The organism is Campylobacter magnus, from assembly GCF_028649595.1.
Classification (GTDB): Bacteria; Campylobacterota; Campylobacteria; order Campylobacterales; family Campylobacteraceae; genus Campylobacter; species Campylobacter magnus.
On sequence record NZ_JAQSLK010000002.1, the window covers coordinates 56,962 to 75,191 of the forward strand.

The 18,230-nt window shown below is 39.0% G+C and carries 19 protein-coding genes; all 19 read left to right on the forward strand.

Going from position 1 to position 18,230, the window contains the following annotated elements; translation table 11 throughout:
• Window positions 1–2 precede the first annotated feature (2 nt).
• The 19 genes from PTQ34_RS02725 to PTQ34_RS02815 all read left to right on the forward strand — a co-directional run bounded on the left by PTQ34_RS02725 (window position 3) and on the right by PTQ34_RS02815 (window position 18,224).
• Window positions 3–893 (forward strand): PDC sensor domain-containing protein, encoded by an 891-nt coding sequence (locus PTQ34_RS02725; RefSeq protein WP_273931934.1) that lies wholly within the window; start codon window positions 3–5, stop codon window positions 891–893.
• A 14-nt stretch (window positions 894–907) separates the two neighbouring features.
• Window positions 908–1,522 carry an imidazole glycerol phosphate synthase subunit HisH gene (gene hisH, locus PTQ34_RS02730; RefSeq protein WP_273931935.1) on the forward strand — a complete coding sequence of 205 codons (615 nt, stop codon included), beginning with the start codon at window positions 908–910 and terminating at the stop codon, window positions 1,520–1,522.
• 1 nt (window position 1,523) lies between these two features.
• Window positions 1,524–2,234, forward strand: coding sequence for a 1-(5-phosphoribosyl)-5-[(5-phosphoribosylamino)methylideneamino]imidazole-4-carboxamide isomerase (gene hisA, locus PTQ34_RS02735; protein ID WP_273931937.1), 711 nt, complete (start codon window positions 1,524–1,526; stop codon window positions 2,232–2,234).
• Between the two features lie 48 nt (window positions 2,235–2,282).
• On the forward strand, window positions 2,283–3,029 hold the full coding sequence (locus PTQ34_RS02740; protein WP_273931938.1) for a transporter substrate-binding domain-containing protein: 747 nt from the start codon (window positions 2,283–2,285) through the stop codon (window positions 3,027–3,029).
• Window positions 3,030–3,056: 27 nt separating this feature from the next.
• Complete coding sequence (locus PTQ34_RS02745; RefSeq protein ID WP_273931939.1) at window positions 3,057–3,782, forward strand: amino acid ABC transporter permease; 726 nt, start codon at window positions 3,057–3,059, stop codon at window positions 3,780–3,782.
• On the forward strand, window positions 3,772–4,509 hold the full coding sequence (locus PTQ34_RS02750) for an amino acid ABC transporter ATP-binding protein (RefSeq protein ID WP_273929944.1): 738 nt from the start codon (window positions 3,772–3,774) through the stop codon (window positions 4,507–4,509). Before PTQ34_RS02745 ends, PTQ34_RS02750 begins: the two co-directional genes overlap by 11 nt.
• A gap of 72 nt (window positions 4,510–4,581) precedes the next feature.
• The gene (locus PTQ34_RS02755) at window positions 4,582–4,956 is read left to right on the forward strand and encodes a chemotaxis response regulator CheY (RefSeq protein WP_273929943.1); all 375 of its coding nucleotides are present in this window, start codon (window positions 4,582–4,584) and stop codon (window positions 4,954–4,956) included.
• Between the two features lie 18 nt (window positions 4,957–4,974).
• Complete coding sequence (locus PTQ34_RS02760) at window positions 4,975–5,796, forward strand: 50S ribosomal protein L11 methyltransferase (protein WP_273931942.1); 822 nt, start codon at window positions 4,975–4,977, stop codon at window positions 5,794–5,796.
• Window positions 5,797–5,817: 21 nt separating this feature from the next.
• Complete coding sequence (ftsH, locus tag PTQ34_RS02765) at window positions 5,818–7,785, forward strand: ATP-dependent zinc metalloprotease FtsH (RefSeq protein WP_273931944.1); 1,968 nt, start codon at window positions 5,818–5,820, stop codon at window positions 7,783–7,785.
• Between the two features lie 163 nt (window positions 7,786–7,948).
• Complete coding sequence (locus tag PTQ34_RS02770; RefSeq protein ID WP_273931946.1) at window positions 7,949–8,329, forward strand: hypothetical protein; 381 nt, start codon at window positions 7,949–7,951, stop codon at window positions 8,327–8,329.
• Window positions 8,330–8,339: 10 nt separating this feature from the next.
• Window positions 8,340–9,077 carry a CDP-diacylglycerol--serine O-phosphatidyltransferase gene (gene pssA, locus PTQ34_RS02775; protein ID WP_273931948.1) on the forward strand — a complete coding sequence of 246 codons (738 nt, stop codon included), beginning with the start codon at window positions 8,340–8,342 and terminating at the stop codon, window positions 9,075–9,077.
• Between the two features lie 61 nt (window positions 9,078–9,138).
• Entirely contained in the window at window positions 9,139–10,647 is a 1,509-nt protein-coding gene (locus PTQ34_RS02780) for a 2-isopropylmalate synthase (protein WP_273931950.1), read from the forward strand.
• 329 nt (window positions 10,648–10,976) lie between these two features.
• The gene (locus PTQ34_RS02785) at window positions 10,977–11,726 is read left to right on the forward strand and encodes a transporter substrate-binding domain-containing protein (protein ID WP_273931952.1); all 750 of its coding nucleotides are present in this window, start codon (window positions 10,977–10,979) and stop codon (window positions 11,724–11,726) included.
• A gap of 180 nt (window positions 11,727–11,906) precedes the next feature.
• Window positions 11,907–12,566, forward strand: a complete 660-nt coding sequence (locus PTQ34_RS02790; RefSeq protein ID WP_273929936.1) for an amino acid ABC transporter permease — start codon at window positions 11,907–11,909, stop codon at window positions 12,564–12,566.
• On the forward strand, window positions 12,563–13,303 hold the full coding sequence (locus PTQ34_RS02795; RefSeq protein ID WP_273931953.1) for an amino acid ABC transporter ATP-binding protein: 741 nt from the start codon (window positions 12,563–12,565) through the stop codon (window positions 13,301–13,303). The genes PTQ34_RS02790 and PTQ34_RS02795 overlap by 4 nt, the downstream gene beginning before the upstream one ends.
• A gap of 9 nt (window positions 13,304–13,312) precedes the next feature.
• Window positions 13,313–14,452, forward strand: a complete 1,140-nt coding sequence (locus tag PTQ34_RS02800; RefSeq protein WP_273931955.1) for a trans-sulfuration enzyme family protein — start codon at window positions 13,313–13,315, stop codon at window positions 14,450–14,452.
• A gap of 341 nt (window positions 14,453–14,793) precedes the next feature.
• Entirely contained in the window at window positions 14,794–15,483 is a 690-nt protein-coding gene (locus PTQ34_RS02805; protein ID WP_273931957.1) for a hypothetical protein, read from the forward strand.
• Between the two features lie 333 nt (window positions 15,484–15,816).
• Window positions 15,817–16,686 carry an NAD(+)/NADH kinase gene (locus PTQ34_RS02810; protein WP_273931959.1) on the forward strand — a complete coding sequence of 290 codons (870 nt, stop codon included), beginning with the start codon at window positions 15,817–15,819 and terminating at the stop codon, window positions 16,684–16,686.
• Entirely contained in the window at window positions 16,683–18,224 is a 1,542-nt protein-coding gene (locus PTQ34_RS02815) for a DNA repair protein RecN (RefSeq protein WP_273931961.1), read from the forward strand. Before PTQ34_RS02810 ends, PTQ34_RS02815 begins: the two co-directional genes overlap by 4 nt.
• Window positions 18,225–18,230: the final 6 nt, after the last annotated feature.

The following is an 18,230-nucleotide window of genomic DNA, read 5'->3' on the forward strand; positions in this document are numbered from 1 at the left end:
AATTGTTAATTCAAGATATTAGACGCTTTGCTAGGATTAGATATAACGCAAGGGCATATCTAGCCTATCTTTTTGAGAGAAATATACCAAATCGCTTGCCTATGATAAATTTAGATATCATAAAATCTGGGCTTGATAAAATCGCACACGAAGTAGAAAATTTTGATGCTTTTTACATCCTTGCTCCTGATGGTGTGCAAATAGAAAACAATATCAGCCTAGATGAGAGCAGGCGCATAGGCGCAGGAGAAAATAGAAGCAATAAGGCGTATTTTTACAGAGCTGTAAAAGAGCGCAGATGCGTGCTAAGTGATCCTTATCCAAGTAGCTTAACTGGTGAGCTTTGTGTATCAGCTAGCGAGCCTGTTTATGATGAAAAAGGAACTTTACTATATATAGTTTGCGTAGATATTTCGCTAAATGATATTTTAAAGCTAATTCCACCTGGCAGGCTTGATTTTGGCTTTGAGAGCTTTTCTAGGTTTGTTTATGCTCTTATTTCACTAGCGCTTTTTGCTATTACAGCTGTGCTTTTTGTCCTTGGCATTAAAAGCATTATCTGGGCTCCATTTGGTGCGCTAAATGTAGCTGATATGTTTGAGAGTACGATTATTCTTACCTTAGCCCTTGCACTTTTTGATCTAGTAAAGGCGATTTTTGATGAAGAGGTGCTTGGCAAAAGTGCTAAAGAAAATAGCGGCGTATCTCGCACTATGGTGCGTTTTCTCTCATCTATTATCATCGCCCTTGCTATTGAAGCGCTTATGCTTGTATTTAAGTTTGCTATAACTAGCCCAGAGCAGATAATTTACGCTGTGTGGCTAATAAGCGGTGTTTCGCTACTTTTAATAGCACTTAGTGTGTATTTGTATATGAGTAAAAAAGCAGGATGAAATAGGAAAAAATGATGAAAATAGCAATAGTTGATTATGGTCTAGGAAATATTCATAGCGTCCAAAATGCACTTAGTTTTATAGGTGCTAGCTCTACGCTTGAAAGCGAGCCAAAAGAGCTAAAAAACTATGATAAAGTGATTTTGCCAGGTGTGGGGGCATTTGGCGATGCGATGGATAGGCTTAAAAAAACTGGCATGGACAAAGCTGTTAAAGACTTTGCTAGCTCTAATAAGCCACTTTTAGGCGTGTGCTTGGGACTGCATTTGCTTTTTAAAAAAGGCTATGAGTTTGGTGAGCATGAGGGGCTTGGAATTCTAGATGGAGAGGTTGTGAAGTTTGATGAGAGTAAATTTAACGAACCTTTAAAAATCCCGCACATGGGCTGGAATACCTGCGAGTTTTGTAAGCAAAGTGCTCTAAATGCAGGGCTTAAAAAAAGCGAGTATTTTTATTTTGTCCACAGCTACCATGTAATCTGCGATGAAAGCCTTGTGCTAGCTACTACAAACTACGGCTATGATTTTATCTCAGCAGTGCAGAGTAAAAATATTTACGCCTTTCAGCCTCACCCTGAAAAATCGCATAATGTAGGCTTAAAAATACTAAAAAATTTCGTGGAGCTATAAAATGGAAATAATCCCAGCAATTGATCTAAAAAACGGCTGTGCTGTAAGGCTGTATAAAGGCGATATGAACAGTGCAAAAATCTACTCAAATGAGCCTAGCGAGCTTGCAAAAGCTTTTGAGGATTTGGGCGCTAGTTATTTACACATTGTAGACCTTGATGGCGCTATAGCAGGCGAGGCGATAAGCTTTAATGTAGTTGAAAAAATCGCTAAAAGCACTAAACTAAAAATAGAAATCGGCGGTGGAATTCGCAATGAAGAGCGCATAAAGGACTATCTAAATGCTGGGGCAAAGCGTGTGATTTTAGGCTCAGTTGCTCTAAAAGACCCTGAGTTTACTAAGCAAATGGCTAGCAAATACGAAGTCGTAGTTGGCATAGATGTAAATAATGGTATGGTAGCAGTTGAGGGTTGGGTAGAGGTAAGCAAGGTAAAAGGCAGCGAGCTTGCTAAACTCTACGCAAATGCTGGAGTATCAGCTATCATCACAACTGATATTAGCAAAGATGGCACGCTAAGTGGGGTAAATGCAGAGCTAACTGATGAAATAGCAAGAGCTAGTGGGATTGCTACCATAGCAAGTGGCGGTGTGCGTGATATAGGCGATATTGAGAGAATTCTAGAATTCCCTAGCATAGCTGGAGTTATTGTAGGCAAGGCTTACTATGAAGGCACGCTGGATTTAAAAACTGCTTTTAAAATGACTAAATAGTTGCCAAAATATGCTAAAATAGCTAGAAAATTAAAAAAAGGATGTAAAATGAGAAAAATTCTTTTAGGCTTAGGGCTTTTTGTGGCTTTATTTTTATCTGCTTGTTCAAGCAATGAAAAAGATACTCTAAGAGTGGCTACAAACGCAAACTTCCCTCCATATGAGTATATTGAAAATGGAGATTATGCAGGTATTGATATAGAAATAGCAAAACAAATCGCAAAAGAGCTAAATCTAAAACTAGATATCCAAAATATGCCATTTGACTCTATCATCGCTGCTGTGGCTAGCAATAAAGTAGATATTGGTATTTCAGGCTTTACTGTAACTGATGAGCGCAAAAAAAGCATAAACTTTAGCGACTCTTATGCAAAAAGCAAACAAGCAATCATCGTAAAAGATGATAGTTCTATTAAAAAAGTAGATGATCTTTATGGAGATAATGCTTATAGTGTGGGCGTTCAGCTCTCAACAACCGGAGCAATTTATTTTGGCGATGATATAAAAAACAAAAAAACAAAAGCTACTTTACAAGAATACCACAATGGAGCCGATGCTGTGGCTGCTCTCATCGCTGGCAAAATCGACTGCGTTATCATAGATGAACAGCCAGCAAAAAGCTTTGTAGCTTCAAATCGTGGTTTACAAATTCTAGCCACTGAGTATATAGAAGAAGAATACGCAATCATCGTTAGCAAAGAAAAAGAAGAACTGCTTAAAAAGATAAACTCTATTATATCAAAGCTAAAAAGCGACGGTACAATAGATGCGATTCAAAAAAAATATATAAAATAGCTCTTTTTAAAAGCTAAAGGGGATGTTTTGCTAGCTTGGTTTGAGGATATTAGGTCTGCGTTTATTTTAAACTTCATTGAGGGCGATAGATACTTACTGATAATAAGTGGTCTTAAACAAACACTTATTATCACGCTTTTTGCTGGGATTTTGGGACTTGCGATAGGCTTTGTTATCTCGGTAGTTAGGGCTACTTATGATATGCATATTTCTGAGATGACAGGGTTTAAAAAGCACATTTTAAGCTTTTTTAACGCTATTTTTGGGGCGTATTTGGCAGTTATCCGTGGCACACCTATGGTGGTTCAACTGATGATTATGTATTATATAATTTTTGCTAGTTCTACAAACGCTACTCTTATTGCTATTTTAGCCTTTGGGATAAACTCAGGGGCTTATGTGGCTGAGATTTTTAGAGGTGGGATAATCTCAGTAGATAAAGGTCAGTATGAAGCAGGACGAAGTCTTGGTTTTAGCTATGTTTCTACTATGACCTTGATTATTTTTCCACAAGCTTTTAAAAACTGCTTGCCAGCTTTAGCAAATGAGTTTATAGTACTTTTAAAAGAAACTTCAATTGCTGGATATGTGGCAATTACTGACCTTACACGAGCTGGTGATATTATCCGCGGTAGGACATTTTCAGCCTTTATGCCGCTTATTGCTGTGGCGTTAATCTACTTTGTGCTAGTAATGATTCTTAGCTATTTTGTAAAAAAGCTAGAAAGGAGATTACACCGCCGTGGACACTAAAGTACTTTTAAAAATTCAAGATCTTCACAAAAGCTTTGGCGACCACGAAGTGCTAAAAGGCATAAACATTGAAATCAAAAAAGGTGAAGTAGTGGTGATAATCGGGGCATCAGGCTCTGGCAAAAGCACTTTTTTACGCACTTTAAACCTGCTTGAAGTACCTAGTTCTGGTAAAATTATCTTTGAGGGAAATGAGCTTTGCGCCCAAAAAAGTGATGTAAATAAACACCGCCAAAAAATGGGAATGGTTTTTCAGCATTTTAATCTCTTTGAGCATTTAAGCGTGCTTGAAAATCTCTGCATAGCCCCTATAAAACTGCTTAAAAAATCAAAAGAACAAGCAAAAAAAGAAGCAATGGAGCTGCTAAATCAAGTAGGACTTGCTGATAAAATAAGCGCTTATCCAAGCAGCTTAAGCGGTGGACAAAAGCAGCGCATAGCAATCGTTCGTGCACTTGCTATGAGCCCTGATGTTATGCTATTTGATGAGCCTACATCAGCGCTAGATCCAGAGATGGTAGGTGAGGTGCTAAATGTAATGAAAAATCTTGCAAGATCAGGTATGACAATGGTAGTAGTAACTCATGAAATGGGTTTTGCAAGAGAAGTTGCAAGCAGAGTGCTGTTTTTTGATAAGGGCATTGTAGCTGAGGATGCAAGCCCAAATGAAATTTTTTCAAACCCAAAAAATAGCCGTTTAAAGGAATTTTTATCAAGAATTCTTTAAATTTTTTAATATATTTTAAAGTTTTTTTGCTAAAATGCGCAGATTATTTAGAATTTTTTCAAAGGAAAGCTCGTGAAACTGTTAGTCGTAGATGATAGCTCTACTATGAGAAGAATTATTAAAAACACGCTTCAAAGACTTGGTCACAAAGATATTCTAGAAGCTGAGCATGGCTTGGAGGCTTGGGGAATTCTAGAAGCAAACAGCGATATAAATGTGCTTATCACTGACTGGAACATGCCTGAGATGAATGGACTTGAGCTAGTAAAAAAAGTCCGTGCCGAGCAAAAATATATTGATATGCCTATTATTATGGTAACCACAGAAGGTGGTAAGGCTGAGGTTATCACAGCCCTAAAAGCTGGTGTGAATAACTATATCGTTAAGCCATTTACGCCACAAGTTTTAAAAGAAAAGCTTGAAGACGTATTGCCAACTGCTCAGTAGTCGTTCTTTGGCAAAGCTTTGAAAGAACAATATTTTGAACTTAGCGTTTTAGGCTCAAATGAACAGAGCTTAAAAGAGCTGGCTTTTGACCTTGGTGTTACAGCGATTGAAGAGCTTGAAAACGGCTTTATCGTGCGCTCAAATGATGATTTGGAGCTTGTAGAACTTGGCATAAAAAGTCTAGCCAAGGCTCTAAATATCCCCATTTCTACACAAATACAAATCAAAAATAATAGCGACTGGATTTCAAACTATCAAAATAGCATAAAGCCTGTAAAATGTGGTTCTTTTTACATCCGTCCAAGCTGGCATGAAGCTAGTAAAGATAGCATTGATATTATCATTGACCCAGCCCTTGCCTTTGGCTCAGGTCATCATGAGAGCACTAGTTCGTGCTTGGAGCTAATCAGCGAGTTTTGCGCAGGTAAAAAAGAGCTAAAAACTGCTTTAGATGTGGGCTGTGGGAGTGGAATTCTTAGCATTGCGCTAGCTAAACTTGCTTTTGAAGTAAGTAGCTGTGATACTGAGAGCCAAGCAGTAGAAAGCTGCCTTATAAATGCTAGCAAAAATAATGTAAAACTAAAAGAAGTTTTGCTAGGTAGCATTGATAAGGCTAGTGGCAAATATGATGTAATTTGTGCTAATATTATCGCTGATGTGATTTTTCTTTTGGCAAATGAGCTAAAAGCAAAGCTAAATGTAGGTGGCTACTTGGTGCTATCAGGAATTCTAGATCGCTATAAACAAAGAATTTTGGCTGAGTTTAGCGAATTAGAGCTGATTAAAAGCATTAATAAAAATGAATGGGAAAGTTTTATTTACCAAAAAATAGCAAAATAAAAAAAAAATTTAGGACAAAAAATGAATAATCCACAAATGAATAATCAAATGAACAACGGACAAAACAAAGGTGGTAACAATCCATTTAACCGCAATCCAATCTTTACTTTTGCGATTTTTGCGATAATTATCGTGCTGTTTTTTCGCTCATTTAGCGATGGTGGTTTAGGGGGCTTTGGTGGCGAACAAGGCTCAGCAAATGTGAGCTACTCGCAGCTAAAACAAATGATAAAAAACAAAGAAATCACAAATGTAGCAATCGCACAAACCACCATAAAAGCCACTAGCTCATCTGGCGTGGTATACAGCACTAGAAAAGTAGCTGGAGATAATACCCTCATCCCTACGCTTGAAGAGGCTGGAGTGCCGTATTCAGCGTATTCTGAGAGTAATTGGTTTAGCGATATACTATTTTCTTGGGTGATACCTGTATTTATTTTCTTTGCGATTTGGATGTTCTTAGCAGGTCGCATGCAAAAAAACCTTGGTTCTGGAATTCTTGGTATGGGAAGTACTAAAGGACTTATAAATTCAGAGCGTCCAAAGGTGAAGTTTGATGATGTAGCAGGCGTTGAAGAGAGCAAAGAAGAAGTAAAAGAAATCGTTGATTTTCTAAAAAATCCAGAGCGCTACATCACCCTTGGTGCTAAAATACCAAAAGGTGTGCTTTTAGTAGGACCTCCTGGCACTGGTAAGACGCTGCTAGCAAAGGCTGTGGCTGGAGAGGCTGATGTGCCGTTTTTCTCAGTTTCTGGCTCAAGCTTTATTGAGATGTTTGTGGGCGTGGGCGCAAGCCGTGTGCGTGATCTTTTTGAAAAAGCAAAAAAAGAAGCCCCTGCGATAGTGTTTATTGACGAAATTGACGCAATAGGAAAAAGTCGCGCGGCTGGTGCCATGATGGGTGGAAATGATGAAAGAGAGCAGACGCTAAATCAGCTTCTAGCCGAAATGGACGGCTTTGATAGTGATAAAAGTCCTGTTATCGTGCTAGCTGCTACAAACCGCCCTGAAGTGCTTGATGCTGCGCTTTTGCGTCCAGGACGCTTTGATAGGCAAGTGCTAGTTGATAAGCCTGATTTCAAAGGTCGTGTGGATATCCTAAAAGTTCATAGCAAAGAAGTTAAACTAAATAAAAGCGTGGATATGGATGAGATAGGCAGGCTTACAGCTGGGCTTGCTGGGGCTGACCTTGCAAATATCATAAACGAAGCTGCCTTGCTAGCTGGTAGGGCTGGTAAGGCTAGCATAGAACAGCAAGACTTGGTTGAAGCTGTGGAGCGCGCGATAGCTGGCTTAGAGAAAAAATCACGCCGCATAAATCCAAAAGAGAAAAAAATAGTTACTTACCACGAGTGCGGGCATGCGCTAATTGCTGAGACTACAAAGGGCGCTGATAAGGTTACCAAAGTTTCAGTCATCCCAAGAGGACTTGCAGCACTTGGATATACGCTAAATGCGCCTGAGGAAAATAAATTTTTGATGCAAAAGCATGAGCTTATCGCAAAAATCGATGTATTGCTTGGTGGGCGTGCGGCTGAACATGTGTTTATAGGCGAGATTAGCACGGGAGCTAGCAATGACTTAGAGCGTGCTACTGATATAATCAAAGCCATGGTTGGCATGTATGGAATGAGCGATGTAGCAGGGCTTATGGTGCTTGAAAAACAGCGCAATGTATTCTTAAACGGCGGACAAACTCTAAAAGACTATAGCGATGATATGGCTAAAAAGCTTGATGATTTTACCAAAAGCTTTTTGGCAGAGCGTTTTGCGGCTGTGGTCTCTACGCTTGAGAGCTACAAAGGGGCTATTGAAAATATGGTAAAGGCTTTGTATGAGACTGAGACCATAGAGGGTGCTAAGGTTAGACAAATCATCAAAGACTATGAAATAGCAAATAATATGCCAACTCGCCTTTGCGAAGAAGAGAGCGAAAATAGCGATATAGAACAAGCTAAAAAGGACGCAAAAGAAGATAGTGCGAAGTAGAATTCTAGAATTCCGTGAATTTGGAATTCCTAGAATTTGGAATTCCGTGAATTTAGAATTCCTAGAATAAAATCTAGAATTCCGTGAATTTGGAATTCCTTGAATTTAGAATTCCCTAGAATGAATTTTAGAATTCCTAGGAATTCTAGTTTAAAGGCAGTGTATGAAAAATGTAGTTTTTTTGCTTTTTTTTGCTTTTTTATTTTGCGCTTGTGCTAGCAGAGGGCATTTTGTAAGAGCTGAGCATAATGGCAAGATTTACTGGCTGCCGCCGCAGTGTGAGTATTATACGCCAGCACAAAATGATGAGATAGTTTGTAGCAAAACAGGCGAGCTAATATCGCCGACTTCGCCAGCTGAGTATGAAGCCTATTTAAAAGAGCGTGAGATTAGAAGCATAGAAAATAACATGGCTTTTGGCGATCCGTGGTATTATGGCGGGTTTTATTCATCACCTAGTATCGGCATTTTTATTGAGAGGCGTCCGTATTTTAGGCATCGCCACTACAGGCATTTTAGACCTCATTTTAAAGGCAGAAGGTAAGGGCTAGAAAATGAACGAAAAATTAAAGCTAATTTATATTTTGCCAAATCTTTTTACCGCTGCTAGCATTTTTCTAGGTGTGCTTAGCATGCTCTCATCTATTAAGGGCGATTTTAGTTTGGCTATCATTTATATCGTGCTTTCGCTTGTTTTTGATGGGCTTGATGGCAGGGTGGCTCGCCTTACAAATACTACTTCAAAGTTTGGCGTGGAGTTTGACAGCCTTGCTGATATAGTAGCTTTTGGCGTGGCACCTGCTATGTTGTTTTATTTTAGCGTGGGGCAGAATTTTGGACGCTTTGGCGTGCTGATAACTGCGCTGTTTGTGATTTTTGGTGGCGTTCGCCTTGCTAGGTTTAATGTAATGAGCGGTGCTAGTGAGCCAAATGTGTTTATTGGCCTACCGATACCTACTGCTGCTGTGCTTTTGGCACTTTGGATAGGACTTTGGGATAAATACGAGATTTTTAAAGGCTATGAGTATGTGCTTTTAGCAGCAGCAGCTGTTTTTAGCGTGCTAATGGTCTCAAATGTGAGATTTCCTAGTTTTAAAAAAATAAACTACGAAAGAGCAAATTTCATCCGCTTTTTAATCGCACTTTTGCTTATTTTGTCCTTAATCTACATTTATCCGCTTGAAGCAAGTGCGATCTGCCTTAGTCTTTATGTACTTTATGGCATAGTTCGTGGGGTGTGGGCTAGGTTTTTTGCTAAGCATATAAACCTAAAAGAAAGCAAAGCATGTTAAAATGATATTTAACTAAGTAAATTATACTAATCAATAAATTTTATTATTAAAGGAGAGGAAAATGGATAAAAATAAAATCATTATTTTTGATACCACTTTGCGTGATGGCGAACAAAGCCCTGGCGCAAGCATGAATACAGAAGAGAAAATTCAAATCGCACTCCAACTAGAACGCCTTGGTGTTGATATCATAGAAAGTGGCTTTGCGGCTGCTAGTCCAGGGGATTTTGATGCGATTAAGCAGATTGCTAGCGAGGTTCATACCATAAAAGTAGCTAGCCTTGCAAGGGCGATAGAGCGTGATATAGAGGCTGCTGGCAAGGCAATAGCACCGGCAAAAAATAGGCGCATTCATACCTTTATAGCTACAAGTCCTATTCACATGGAACATAAGCTAAAAATGAAAAGTGATGAAGTGCTTAAAAGAGCAGTCCAGGCTGTAAAATACGCTAGGACTTTTGTTGATGATGTGGAGTTTAGCTTTGAAGATGCTGGGCGTAGCGATATAGAGTTTTTAAAAGAAATGAGCGATGCTGTAATATCAGCAGGGGCAAGCACCATAAACTTGCCTGATACTGTGGGCTTTCGCTTGCCTGGCGAGCTTTATACTCGCACAAAGGCACTAGTGGATTTTGTAGGCGATAGGGCGATAATTTCAGCTCACAATCACAACGACCTAGGTCTTGCGGTGGCAAATACCTTAGAGTGCGTAAGAGCTGGTGCTAGACAGGTGGAGTGTACCATAAACGGACTTGGAGAAAGAGCCGGAAATGCTGCGCTTGAAGAGATTGTAATGGTGATAAATACTAGAAAAGATATTTTTGGCGATTTATACACAGATATTGTTACAAAAGAGATTTATCCTACAAGTAGGCTTGTTGCTAGCATAACAGGTATTGAGCCGCAACCAAATAAAGCAATAGTAGGCAAAAACGCCTTTGCGCATGAGAGCGGAATTCACCAAGATGGCATGCTAAAATGCGCTCAAACTTATGAAATAATAAGCGCTGAGAGCATAGGTGCTGCTAAGACAAATTTGGTGCTTGGCAAGCACAGCGGCAGACATGCTTTTAAAGATAGATTAAAAGAGCTTGGCTTTGAGCTTGAAAATGATGAGCTAGATAAAGCTTTTGCTGATTTTAAAGCACTTTGCGATATGAAAAAAGAGATTTTTGATGAGGATTTAAGAGCTCTTGTAAATAGCGAGATTGCTAAGGTTGAGCAGATTTACAGCATTGAAAAATTAAGCGTCCAAGCTAGCAAAGATGGGCATACAAGCGCTGCTATTACTATACTTCACGAAAATGAGCTTAAAGAAGAAGCATCGCTTGGCAATGGCTCAGCGGACGCTATTTTTAAGGTAATTGATAGAATTAGCGGACATGAGGGCGAGCTAAAAGACTACAAAGTTCGCGCAGTATCTCAGGGCAAAGACGCACTTGCTAAGGTAGATGTAAAGGTAAAATTTGGCGAGCGCACGATGATAGGGCATGGACTTGATGTAGATACCATGCTGGCTACTGCAAAAGCGTATATTTCAGCACTAAATAGCTTTTTGTCTATGAAATAATTCTTTGGGAATTCTAGATTTTTTTGGGAATTCTAGATTTTTTTGGGAATTCTAGTTTTTTCAGAAAATCTAGAATTTTAGAAATTCTAGTTTTTTAGGAATTCTAGATTTTTTTGGGAATTCTAGAATTCCTTACTTACATTTTTTAATCTTTTAACTATTTTTAAATCTAGAATTCCCAATAAATTTTTTGCTAAAAAATAAAATATAGTAATTCTATAAATATTTTAAAAGCTTAAATAGTAATCTTTTAAAATAAATTATATATATTTACTAAATATTATGAAAAGAATTTTATAATTTCATAAACAAATTTTAAAGGACGAAAAATGAAAAAGTTTTTAGCACTTTCTTTTGCTGCCCTTACAGCACTTAGCGCAGCTAGCTTAGATGAGATAAAAAAAGCTGGTGTAATAAAAATAGCCACTGAGGGCGTGTATAAGCCGTATTCTTACCACGATGAGAGTAATGCTTTGGTAGGATATGATGTAGAAATCGCAAGAGCTGTGGCAGAAAAAATCGGCGTAAAAGTTGAGTTTGTGGAGGCTCCGTGGGATGCTTTGCTAGCAAGCTTTGATGCTGGTAAAAGTGATGCAATGTTTAATCAAGTAACAATAAAAGATGAGCGTAAGAAAAAATACGATTTTAGCACGCCTTATACAGCTGTTTATCCAGCCGTGGTGGTAAAAGAGGACAATAATAGCATCAAAAGCAAAGTCGATGTAAAAGGCAAAAAGGGCGCAAGCAGTGCAACTAGCGTATATGGTACTACTTTAAGCGAGTGGGGAGCTTTGGTGCAAACTGTTAGCGGCTTTAACCAAGCAGTTGAGCTAGTTCTTTCAGGCAGGGCTGAGCTACTTATGAACGATGATGTTACTTTTTATGACTTTATAAAAAATAAAAAAGTGCCTTTGAAAATCGCTTTTAAAGGGCAGGAGCCAATGCTCTCAGCCGCAATCGTAGCAAAGGGAAATACTGAGCTACTATCTGCTATAAATGTTGCGCTTGATGAGCTATTTAAAGACGGCACCATCGCAAAAATCAGCCAAAAATACTTTGGCAAAGATATTTCAAAATAAGAATTTCTTAAGGAATTCTAGATTTTATTCTAGGAATTCCAGATTTTGCTAAAATTGCCCTAGAAATCCTATGGGAATTCTAAATTTTGCTAAAATTGCCCTAGCAACCCTATTGGAATTCTAGATTTTAAGCTTAAAAATTCTAGAATTCCCTAGGATTTTCACAAATAAAGGTCAAAAATGGAATTATTTTTTAGCTCTTTGCCACCCTTGCTTTTAGCAGCGATTAAAGTAAGTATCCCCTTAGCTGTGATTTCTTTTATTTTTGGTGTTGGCATTGCGGTGATTACTGCGCTTGCTAGGCTTTCAAATAACGCTATTTTAAGATTTATTTTTGGCTTTTATGTATGGATTTTTCGTGGCACGCCGCTTTTAGTTCAGCTTTTTATCGTATTTTATGGCTTGCCTAGCGTGGGCGTTACCCTTGATGTGTGGGCGTGTGCGACAATAGCTTTTAGCCTAAATGTAGGTGCGTATGCTAGCGAGAGCGTGAGAGCTGCGATTTTAGCCGTGCCAAAAGGACAGGTAGAAGCAGCCGCTAGCCTAAACATGAGTAGTGCGCAGATTTTCTTTCACATTGTTGCCCCTCAGGCTTTTCGCATAGCTATACCGCCACTTTCAAATAGCTTCATAGCACTTGTTAAAGACACCTCATTAGCAGCCTCAATTACTATGGTTGATATGTTTATGGTAGCCCAGCGCATAGCTGCTCGCACTTACGAGCCACTTTTGCTTTATGTAGAAGTTGCCCTTATTTACCTAGTAATCTGCACGGTTTTAAGCGGAATTCAAGTGATTTTAGAACGCAGAGCAAATGTGCATTTAAAGGTAGAATCATGAGTATAAAAGTAGAGAATTTGCGCAAAAGTTTTGGCGATAAAGTTATTTTTGATAATCTTAATTTGGAGTTTGCGAGTGGAGAGACGACTGCGATTTTAGGTCATTCTGGCAGCGGCAAAAGCACCTTGCTTCGCTCGCTAAACTTGCTTGAGATCCCTCAAAGTGGCAAGCTTAGCATAAAAGAGCATAGCATTGATTTTAGCAAAAAAATTGATAGCACAAAGATTAGGGCTATTAGGGCGCATACGACTATGGTTTTTCAGCATTTTAATCTTTTTGCGCATTTAACAGCTAAAGAGAACATCACAAAGCCTTTGCGCCTAGTAAAAAAAATCCCTACTATCAAAGCAGATGAGCTTGCGCTTGCCTTGCTAGAAAAAGTAGGACTAAAAGAATACGCAAAGCACTATCCAGCAATGCTCTCAGGCGGTCAAGCCCAAAGAGTGGCAATAGCAAGGGCTTTGGCATTTGAGCCTGATTTTTTGCTGCTTGATGAGCCTACTACCGCACTTGATCCTAGCCTTACAAATGAGGTTTTAAAGGTGATTGAAGCACTCTCAAAAGAAAATAAAAGCATAATTTTAGTAACTCACAATCTAGAATTTGCTAAAAGCTGCGCTGATAAAATTGTGTTATTAGAACAAGGCAAGGTGCTTTTTGATGGTCCAAAGACTAGCTTTTTTGCTTCAAATGATATGAAGATAATAAACTTCATAGCAGGCGAGAGCTTTATATAAAGGATAAAAATGAAAATTCAAACCAAGCTGATAAAAGCAGTTCACACTAAGCAAAATCCATATTCTGCGATAACTACGCCGATTTTTCTAGCTAGCACTTACGCCCAGGATGAGATAAATAAGCCTGGCGAGTTTGAGTATCAGCGTGGCAAAAATCCTACTACAAAAGCCTTTGAAGACAGCATTTGCGCTGTCTTTGGCGCAAGCTACGCTCACGCAACAGCTAGTGGCATGGGAGCGATCACTTTGGCTTTAAGCCTTTTAAAAACAGGGCAAAAGGTGCTGTTTTGTGAAAATATCTATGGCGGGACTTTTCGCTACGCTAAGCAAATTATGGAAAATATAGGGATAAAATACGAACTAAGAAGCGATTTAGAAAGTCTTGAAAACCTTAGTGCTGATGTGGGTGCGATATACATTGAGACGCCCTCAAATCCACTTTTAAACATAACCGATATCAAAAAAATCGTAGCCCTAGCTCACGCAAATAACGCAATAGTCATAGCTGATAATACCTTTATGCCACTTTTTCAAAGTCCTTTGGCTCTTGGGGTGGATGTGGAGTTGCATAGTGCTACGAAGTTTATAGGTGGGCATGGCGACTCTCTTGGTGGCGTGGTGTGTACAAATGACAAAGCCCTTGGCGCAAAGATTGGCTCATTAAAAAACACGCTAGGAATTGCCCTTGCGCCTTTTGATAGCTATCTTATGCTGCGTGGCTTAAAGACCATGAAACTGCGCTTTGATGCGCAAATTGCTAATACAAAGAAAATTCTAGAATTCCTTAAAAGCCATAAGGCAGTCCAAAAACTCTATTTTGCAGGAGGGGCTAGCGAGCACGAAAGGGCTGTGCACGAGGCGCAAGCTGGGGGCTGCTTGGGTGCGGTGCTTAGCTTTGAGATGAGTGAGAAATACTGCTATGAGCGTTTTGCTAGTTCGCTAGAGCTTTTTGATATAGCTTCATCTCTTGGTGGGGTTGAGAGCCTTATTTGTCATCCAGCTACGATGAGCCACGCAAGCTACGGCGAGCAGCTAAGGGCAAAAATCGGCATAAAGGATAATCTACTTCGCCTAGCTATTGGCTGTGAGGATGGGGAGGATCTAATAGCTGATTTAGCTAAGGCCTTTGCTAAGGCAAAAAAGAGCTAGGAATTCTAGATTTTTTAGCAAAGCATGAGATGTAGCTCAGGTTTGTTTTTGCGCTAGATATCGCAAAATCTTTGGATATAAAAACGATAGTTTTGTTTTTAATAAAACAAGGCTAGCTGGCTTGCCCTGATTGATTTTAACTCAAAACTAGAAAACGAGCAGGGCTTTAAAGAAAGCAAAAAAATAATAAAAGTTTTAGAGCAAATTTATAGCTAAAATTACAAAAAGGATAAAAGATACAAGGTAAAATTCTAAGCCCCCAGCTTATAAGCGGAGATGATGGCAAACGCTATGAATACGATAAAAACGATGTTATAAATTTAGATGGTAAAGACCTAGCTGTGCTAACTGGTTCTCAGGTGGAGTTTTTAAGCTTTGATAAGAGAGTGGCAAAGTCTATTTATATAACCAATGAAAATCTAAATGTAAGTAGTATTTTATCAGCTGATAGCATTAGCTCTGCTAGAGCAAAGGCGCTTTGGGGGATTGGGCTTCTAATTTTTAGTTTTATTCTATATATCGGGCAAAATTTTAACTTTATTCAAGATATCGGGCATATCGGGCAAATCATTGCTATTGTGGGACTTGTGCTATATTCAATGGCGATTTACTCAGTTAGAAAGGCAGCAGCGAGCAAAAGCTTATTTAAAAATTACATTATCGCTGTAATCATTAACTTTTTGGGTCTTTTTTTCGTTTATATGCTAGCACCCATTTTGGGTATTATTCTCCTTATGCCAGCGATCATGTCGGGCTTGGGCACTATGCTTTTGTTTGGTCCTATGATCGCTCTAATCGTGGTGATTTGTGGCTATAGAATACACGTCGAGCTTGCTAGGCTAAGTGGGAGTTCGCTGTTTTTATGGGCGTTTTGGATATATACTGCAAGCGTGCTTTTGTGCTTTAGTGTATTTGGCATTTTTGTAGAATTTGCTGAGATTATCACTTCTTTAGCATCTGCTGTCTCTATCATCGCTTGGGTACTACTTTTTATCGCATGGTGGCGCTTTAAAAAGTTAGAAAAAAGGTGATAAATTTTGGAATTCCAAAAAATAATGAATTTAATGAAAAACATTGTTTAGTTTGCCAGCGATAAAGAGATTTTTTACATTTGCGTAGAACTTAGGGTTAATAAGGCTTTATCTTAGCGAGTCAGTGGCGAATTTTTTAGAGAATTCTAGAATTTCTGGGGCAAATCTAGAATTCCAGAAATTCTAGAATTCCTAGGGATAAATTTAAAATTCCTGAAAAAATCTAGAATTCCTATTTAGAATTCCTAGGGACAAATCTAGAATTCCTAGTACTAAAATAAGGAATTCTAGAATAAATTTTTATAATTTAATTATTTTTTGTATAATCTCAAAATGAATGAAATAGATTTTAGTTCAATATCAGCTGTTTTTGTAACCACAAGAGACGCAAACGCCCAAAAAGACAATATCAAAAACTTACAAGCCGTGTTAAATAAACTTGGCTTAGAAATGCTGCTTCAAACGCATAGCGCAGGGATACTTGGGCGAAGCGATGGACTAAGCTTAGATGAGATTTTTTCTCGCACGAAATTTGTGCTAAGCCTTGGCGGAGATGGCAATTATATCGGTGCTTGCAGGCGTTTTGTGCGTTATGGAGCTTGTGTTTTTGGTGTGCACACAGGACATCTTGGTTTTTTGACTGATGCGCTGCTGTGCGAGTGCGAAACTGCGCTAAAAGAAATCATCTCAGGCGAGTTTGTAGCCCAGCGCATAAAGCTTTTAGAGGCTGATTTTTTGGACGAGAGTGGCAAAACTCAAAAACGCAAACTAGCCTTTAACGACATTGCAATCTTGCGCAAAAATCCTACTAGCACGGCGCATATTGATGCTTTTTTGGACGATTTTTGCTTTAATTCATACTATGGCGATGGTGTGATAGTAGCAAGTCCAATGGGCTCAACAGCCTATAATCTAAGCGCAGGCGGAGCGATACTTCATCCTAGCGTAAAAGCTTTTAGCCTAACGCCAATTTGTTCACATTCTTTTTCACAGCGACCGATGATTTTAGGCGACGAACACGAAATAGAGTTTCGCTCAAAAGACGATGTAATTGTAATGATGGACGGGCAAGACCACTTAGATTTAAGTGGCTTTTGTGGCGTAAAAATAAGAGCTAGCAAAGAGCAAATCACGCTAATTCACCGCAAAAATAGAGATTATTTTAAGATTTTAAAAGAAAAATTGCGTTGGGGGCATCAGTGATAAGTAGGCTTTTTATAAAAAATCATCTTAGCTTTGAGTCTTGCGAGCTTAGTTTTGGCGAGGGGCTAAATGTCTTTACAGGCGTAAGCGGTGCTGGAAAAAGCGTGCTTATGAAGGCTTTGCTCTCAGCCTTTGGGCTTAGTGAGGCGACAGCTCAGGTTGTAGAAGTCGATGCTTTTTGCACGCTAGGGCTTGATGATATTAGCGATGAGAGTCCAAATGTTTTTAAAGTGCTAAAACAAAACTCAGCAAGATACTTTCTAAACTCTCAGTCAATCTCAAAGAAAAATCTAAGCTCAGCTTGCGCTTCTTTTGTTCGTTTTTTGGGAGCAAAAGAGAGTGGCGAGTTTGAAAACAGCGCACTTTTAGGCTTAGTTGATGCTTTGGTGGATGAAAAAAACTTTGCTAAAAATAAGGCTGATTTTGCTAGTATTTTTAAAGAGCTAAATAGCGCAAAAGCTGAGTTAGAAAAGCTTAAAACTGATGAGAGCCATGTAGAAGAGCTAAAAGAGCTAGCTAGCTTTGAGATAAATAAAATCTCACAAATTAACCCAAAAATCGGCGAGCTTGAAGAGCTAAGTGAGCTTAAAAAACGCCTTAGCAAGCGTGATAAAATAGAGCAGGCTTGGGAGAGCGCAAGTGGAATTTTTGAGTTTGAGAGTGCTGTTATTCGTGCCTTGGAGCTGTGTGAGCGTGATAGTGCGTTTTTTAGCGATGCGATGAACGAGCTCCGCTCTGCAAAAGAGAGCTTAAGCTTTGAAGAGCTGAGCGATGATGAGATTGAGGGCGTGCTTGACCGCATTGAAGCTCTTAGTGGCTTAGAGCGTCGCTATGGCAGCATTGAGCGTGCTTTGGAGGTTTTAGCTAGCAAAAAAGCTGAGCTAGAAAAACTAGAAAAAATAGAGTTTGAAAAAACTCATTTACAAAATAAGGTAAATGAGCTGAGTACTAGCGCAAATGCCCTAGCAAGCGAGCTTAGCAAAGCACGCAAAAAAGCCTTGCCAAAACTAGAAGCAAAGCTAAATGAGTATTTAGAAAAAATGTATTTGCCAGCACTTTTTTTGGAGCTAAAAGAATCTACAATGAGTGAGCTAGGGCTTGATAAAGTAGAGGTAAACTTAGGTGCTGTAAATCTAAAAAACATTTCAAGCGGCGAGCTAAATCGCTTGCGCTTAGCCTTTATAGCAACTAGTGCTGAGCTAGGGGGTAGTAGGAATTCTAGAATTCCTACTACGGCAAAAAACCAAACAGGCGTGCTAATCCTAGATGAAATAGATGCAAATTTAAGTGGCAAAGAAGCTATGAGTATAGCATCTGTGCTTGAAATGCTAGGACGAAGCTATCAAATCTTTGCTATTTCACATCAGCCGCAGCTTTCTAGCAAGGCAGCTCATCACTTTTTGATAGAAAAAAAAGGCGAAATTTCAAGTGCAAGAGAGCTTAGTAAAGCTGAGAGAGAACATGAACTAGCTCGCATGATAAGTGGCGAGCATGTAAGCCAAGAAGCAAAAGACTTTGCTAAAAAGCTTTTGGACTAGAATTTG

What these genes read in the sequence shown, in the direction of transcription:
- hisH (WP_273931935.1), top strand. Translation starts at nt 908, where the DNA reads ATGAAAATAGCAATAGTTGATTATGGTCTAGGAAATATTCATAGCGTC.
- hisA (WP_273931937.1), top strand. Translation starts at nt 1,524, where the DNA reads ATGGAAATAATCCCAGCAATTGATCTAAAAAACGGCTGTGCTGTAAGG.
- PTQ34_RS02740 (WP_273931938.1), top strand. Translation starts at nt 2,283, where the DNA reads ATGAGAAAAATTCTTTTAGGCTTAGGGCTTTTTGTGGCTTTATTTTTA.
- ftsH (WP_273931944.1), top strand. Translation starts at nt 5,818, where the DNA reads ATGAATAATCCACAAATGAATAATCAAATGAACAACGGACAAAACAAA.
- PTQ34_RS02770 (WP_273931946.1), top strand. Translation starts at nt 7,949, where the DNA reads ATGAAAAATGTAGTTTTTTTGCTTTTTTTTGCTTTTTTATTTTGCGCT.
- pssA (WP_273931948.1), top strand. Translation starts at nt 8,340, where the DNA reads ATGAACGAAAAATTAAAGCTAATTTATATTTTGCCAAATCTTTTTACC.
- PTQ34_RS02780 (WP_273931950.1), top strand. Translation starts at nt 9,139, where the DNA reads ATGGATAAAAATAAAATCATTATTTTTGATACCACTTTGCGTGATGGC.
- PTQ34_RS02785 (WP_273931952.1), top strand. Translation starts at nt 10,977, where the DNA reads ATGAAAAAGTTTTTAGCACTTTCTTTTGCTGCCCTTACAGCACTTAGC.
- PTQ34_RS02790 (WP_273929936.1), top strand. Translation starts at nt 11,907, where the DNA reads ATGGAATTATTTTTTAGCTCTTTGCCACCCTTGCTTTTAGCAGCGATT.
- PTQ34_RS02795 (WP_273931953.1), top strand. Translation starts at nt 12,563, where the DNA reads ATGAGTATAAAAGTAGAGAATTTGCGCAAAAGTTTTGGCGATAAAGTT.
- PTQ34_RS02800 (WP_273931955.1), top strand. Translation starts at nt 13,313, where the DNA reads ATGAAAATTCAAACCAAGCTGATAAAAGCAGTTCACACTAAGCAAAAT.
- PTQ34_RS02810 (WP_273931959.1), top strand. Translation starts at nt 15,817, where the DNA reads ATGAATGAAATAGATTTTAGTTCAATATCAGCTGTTTTTGTAACCACA.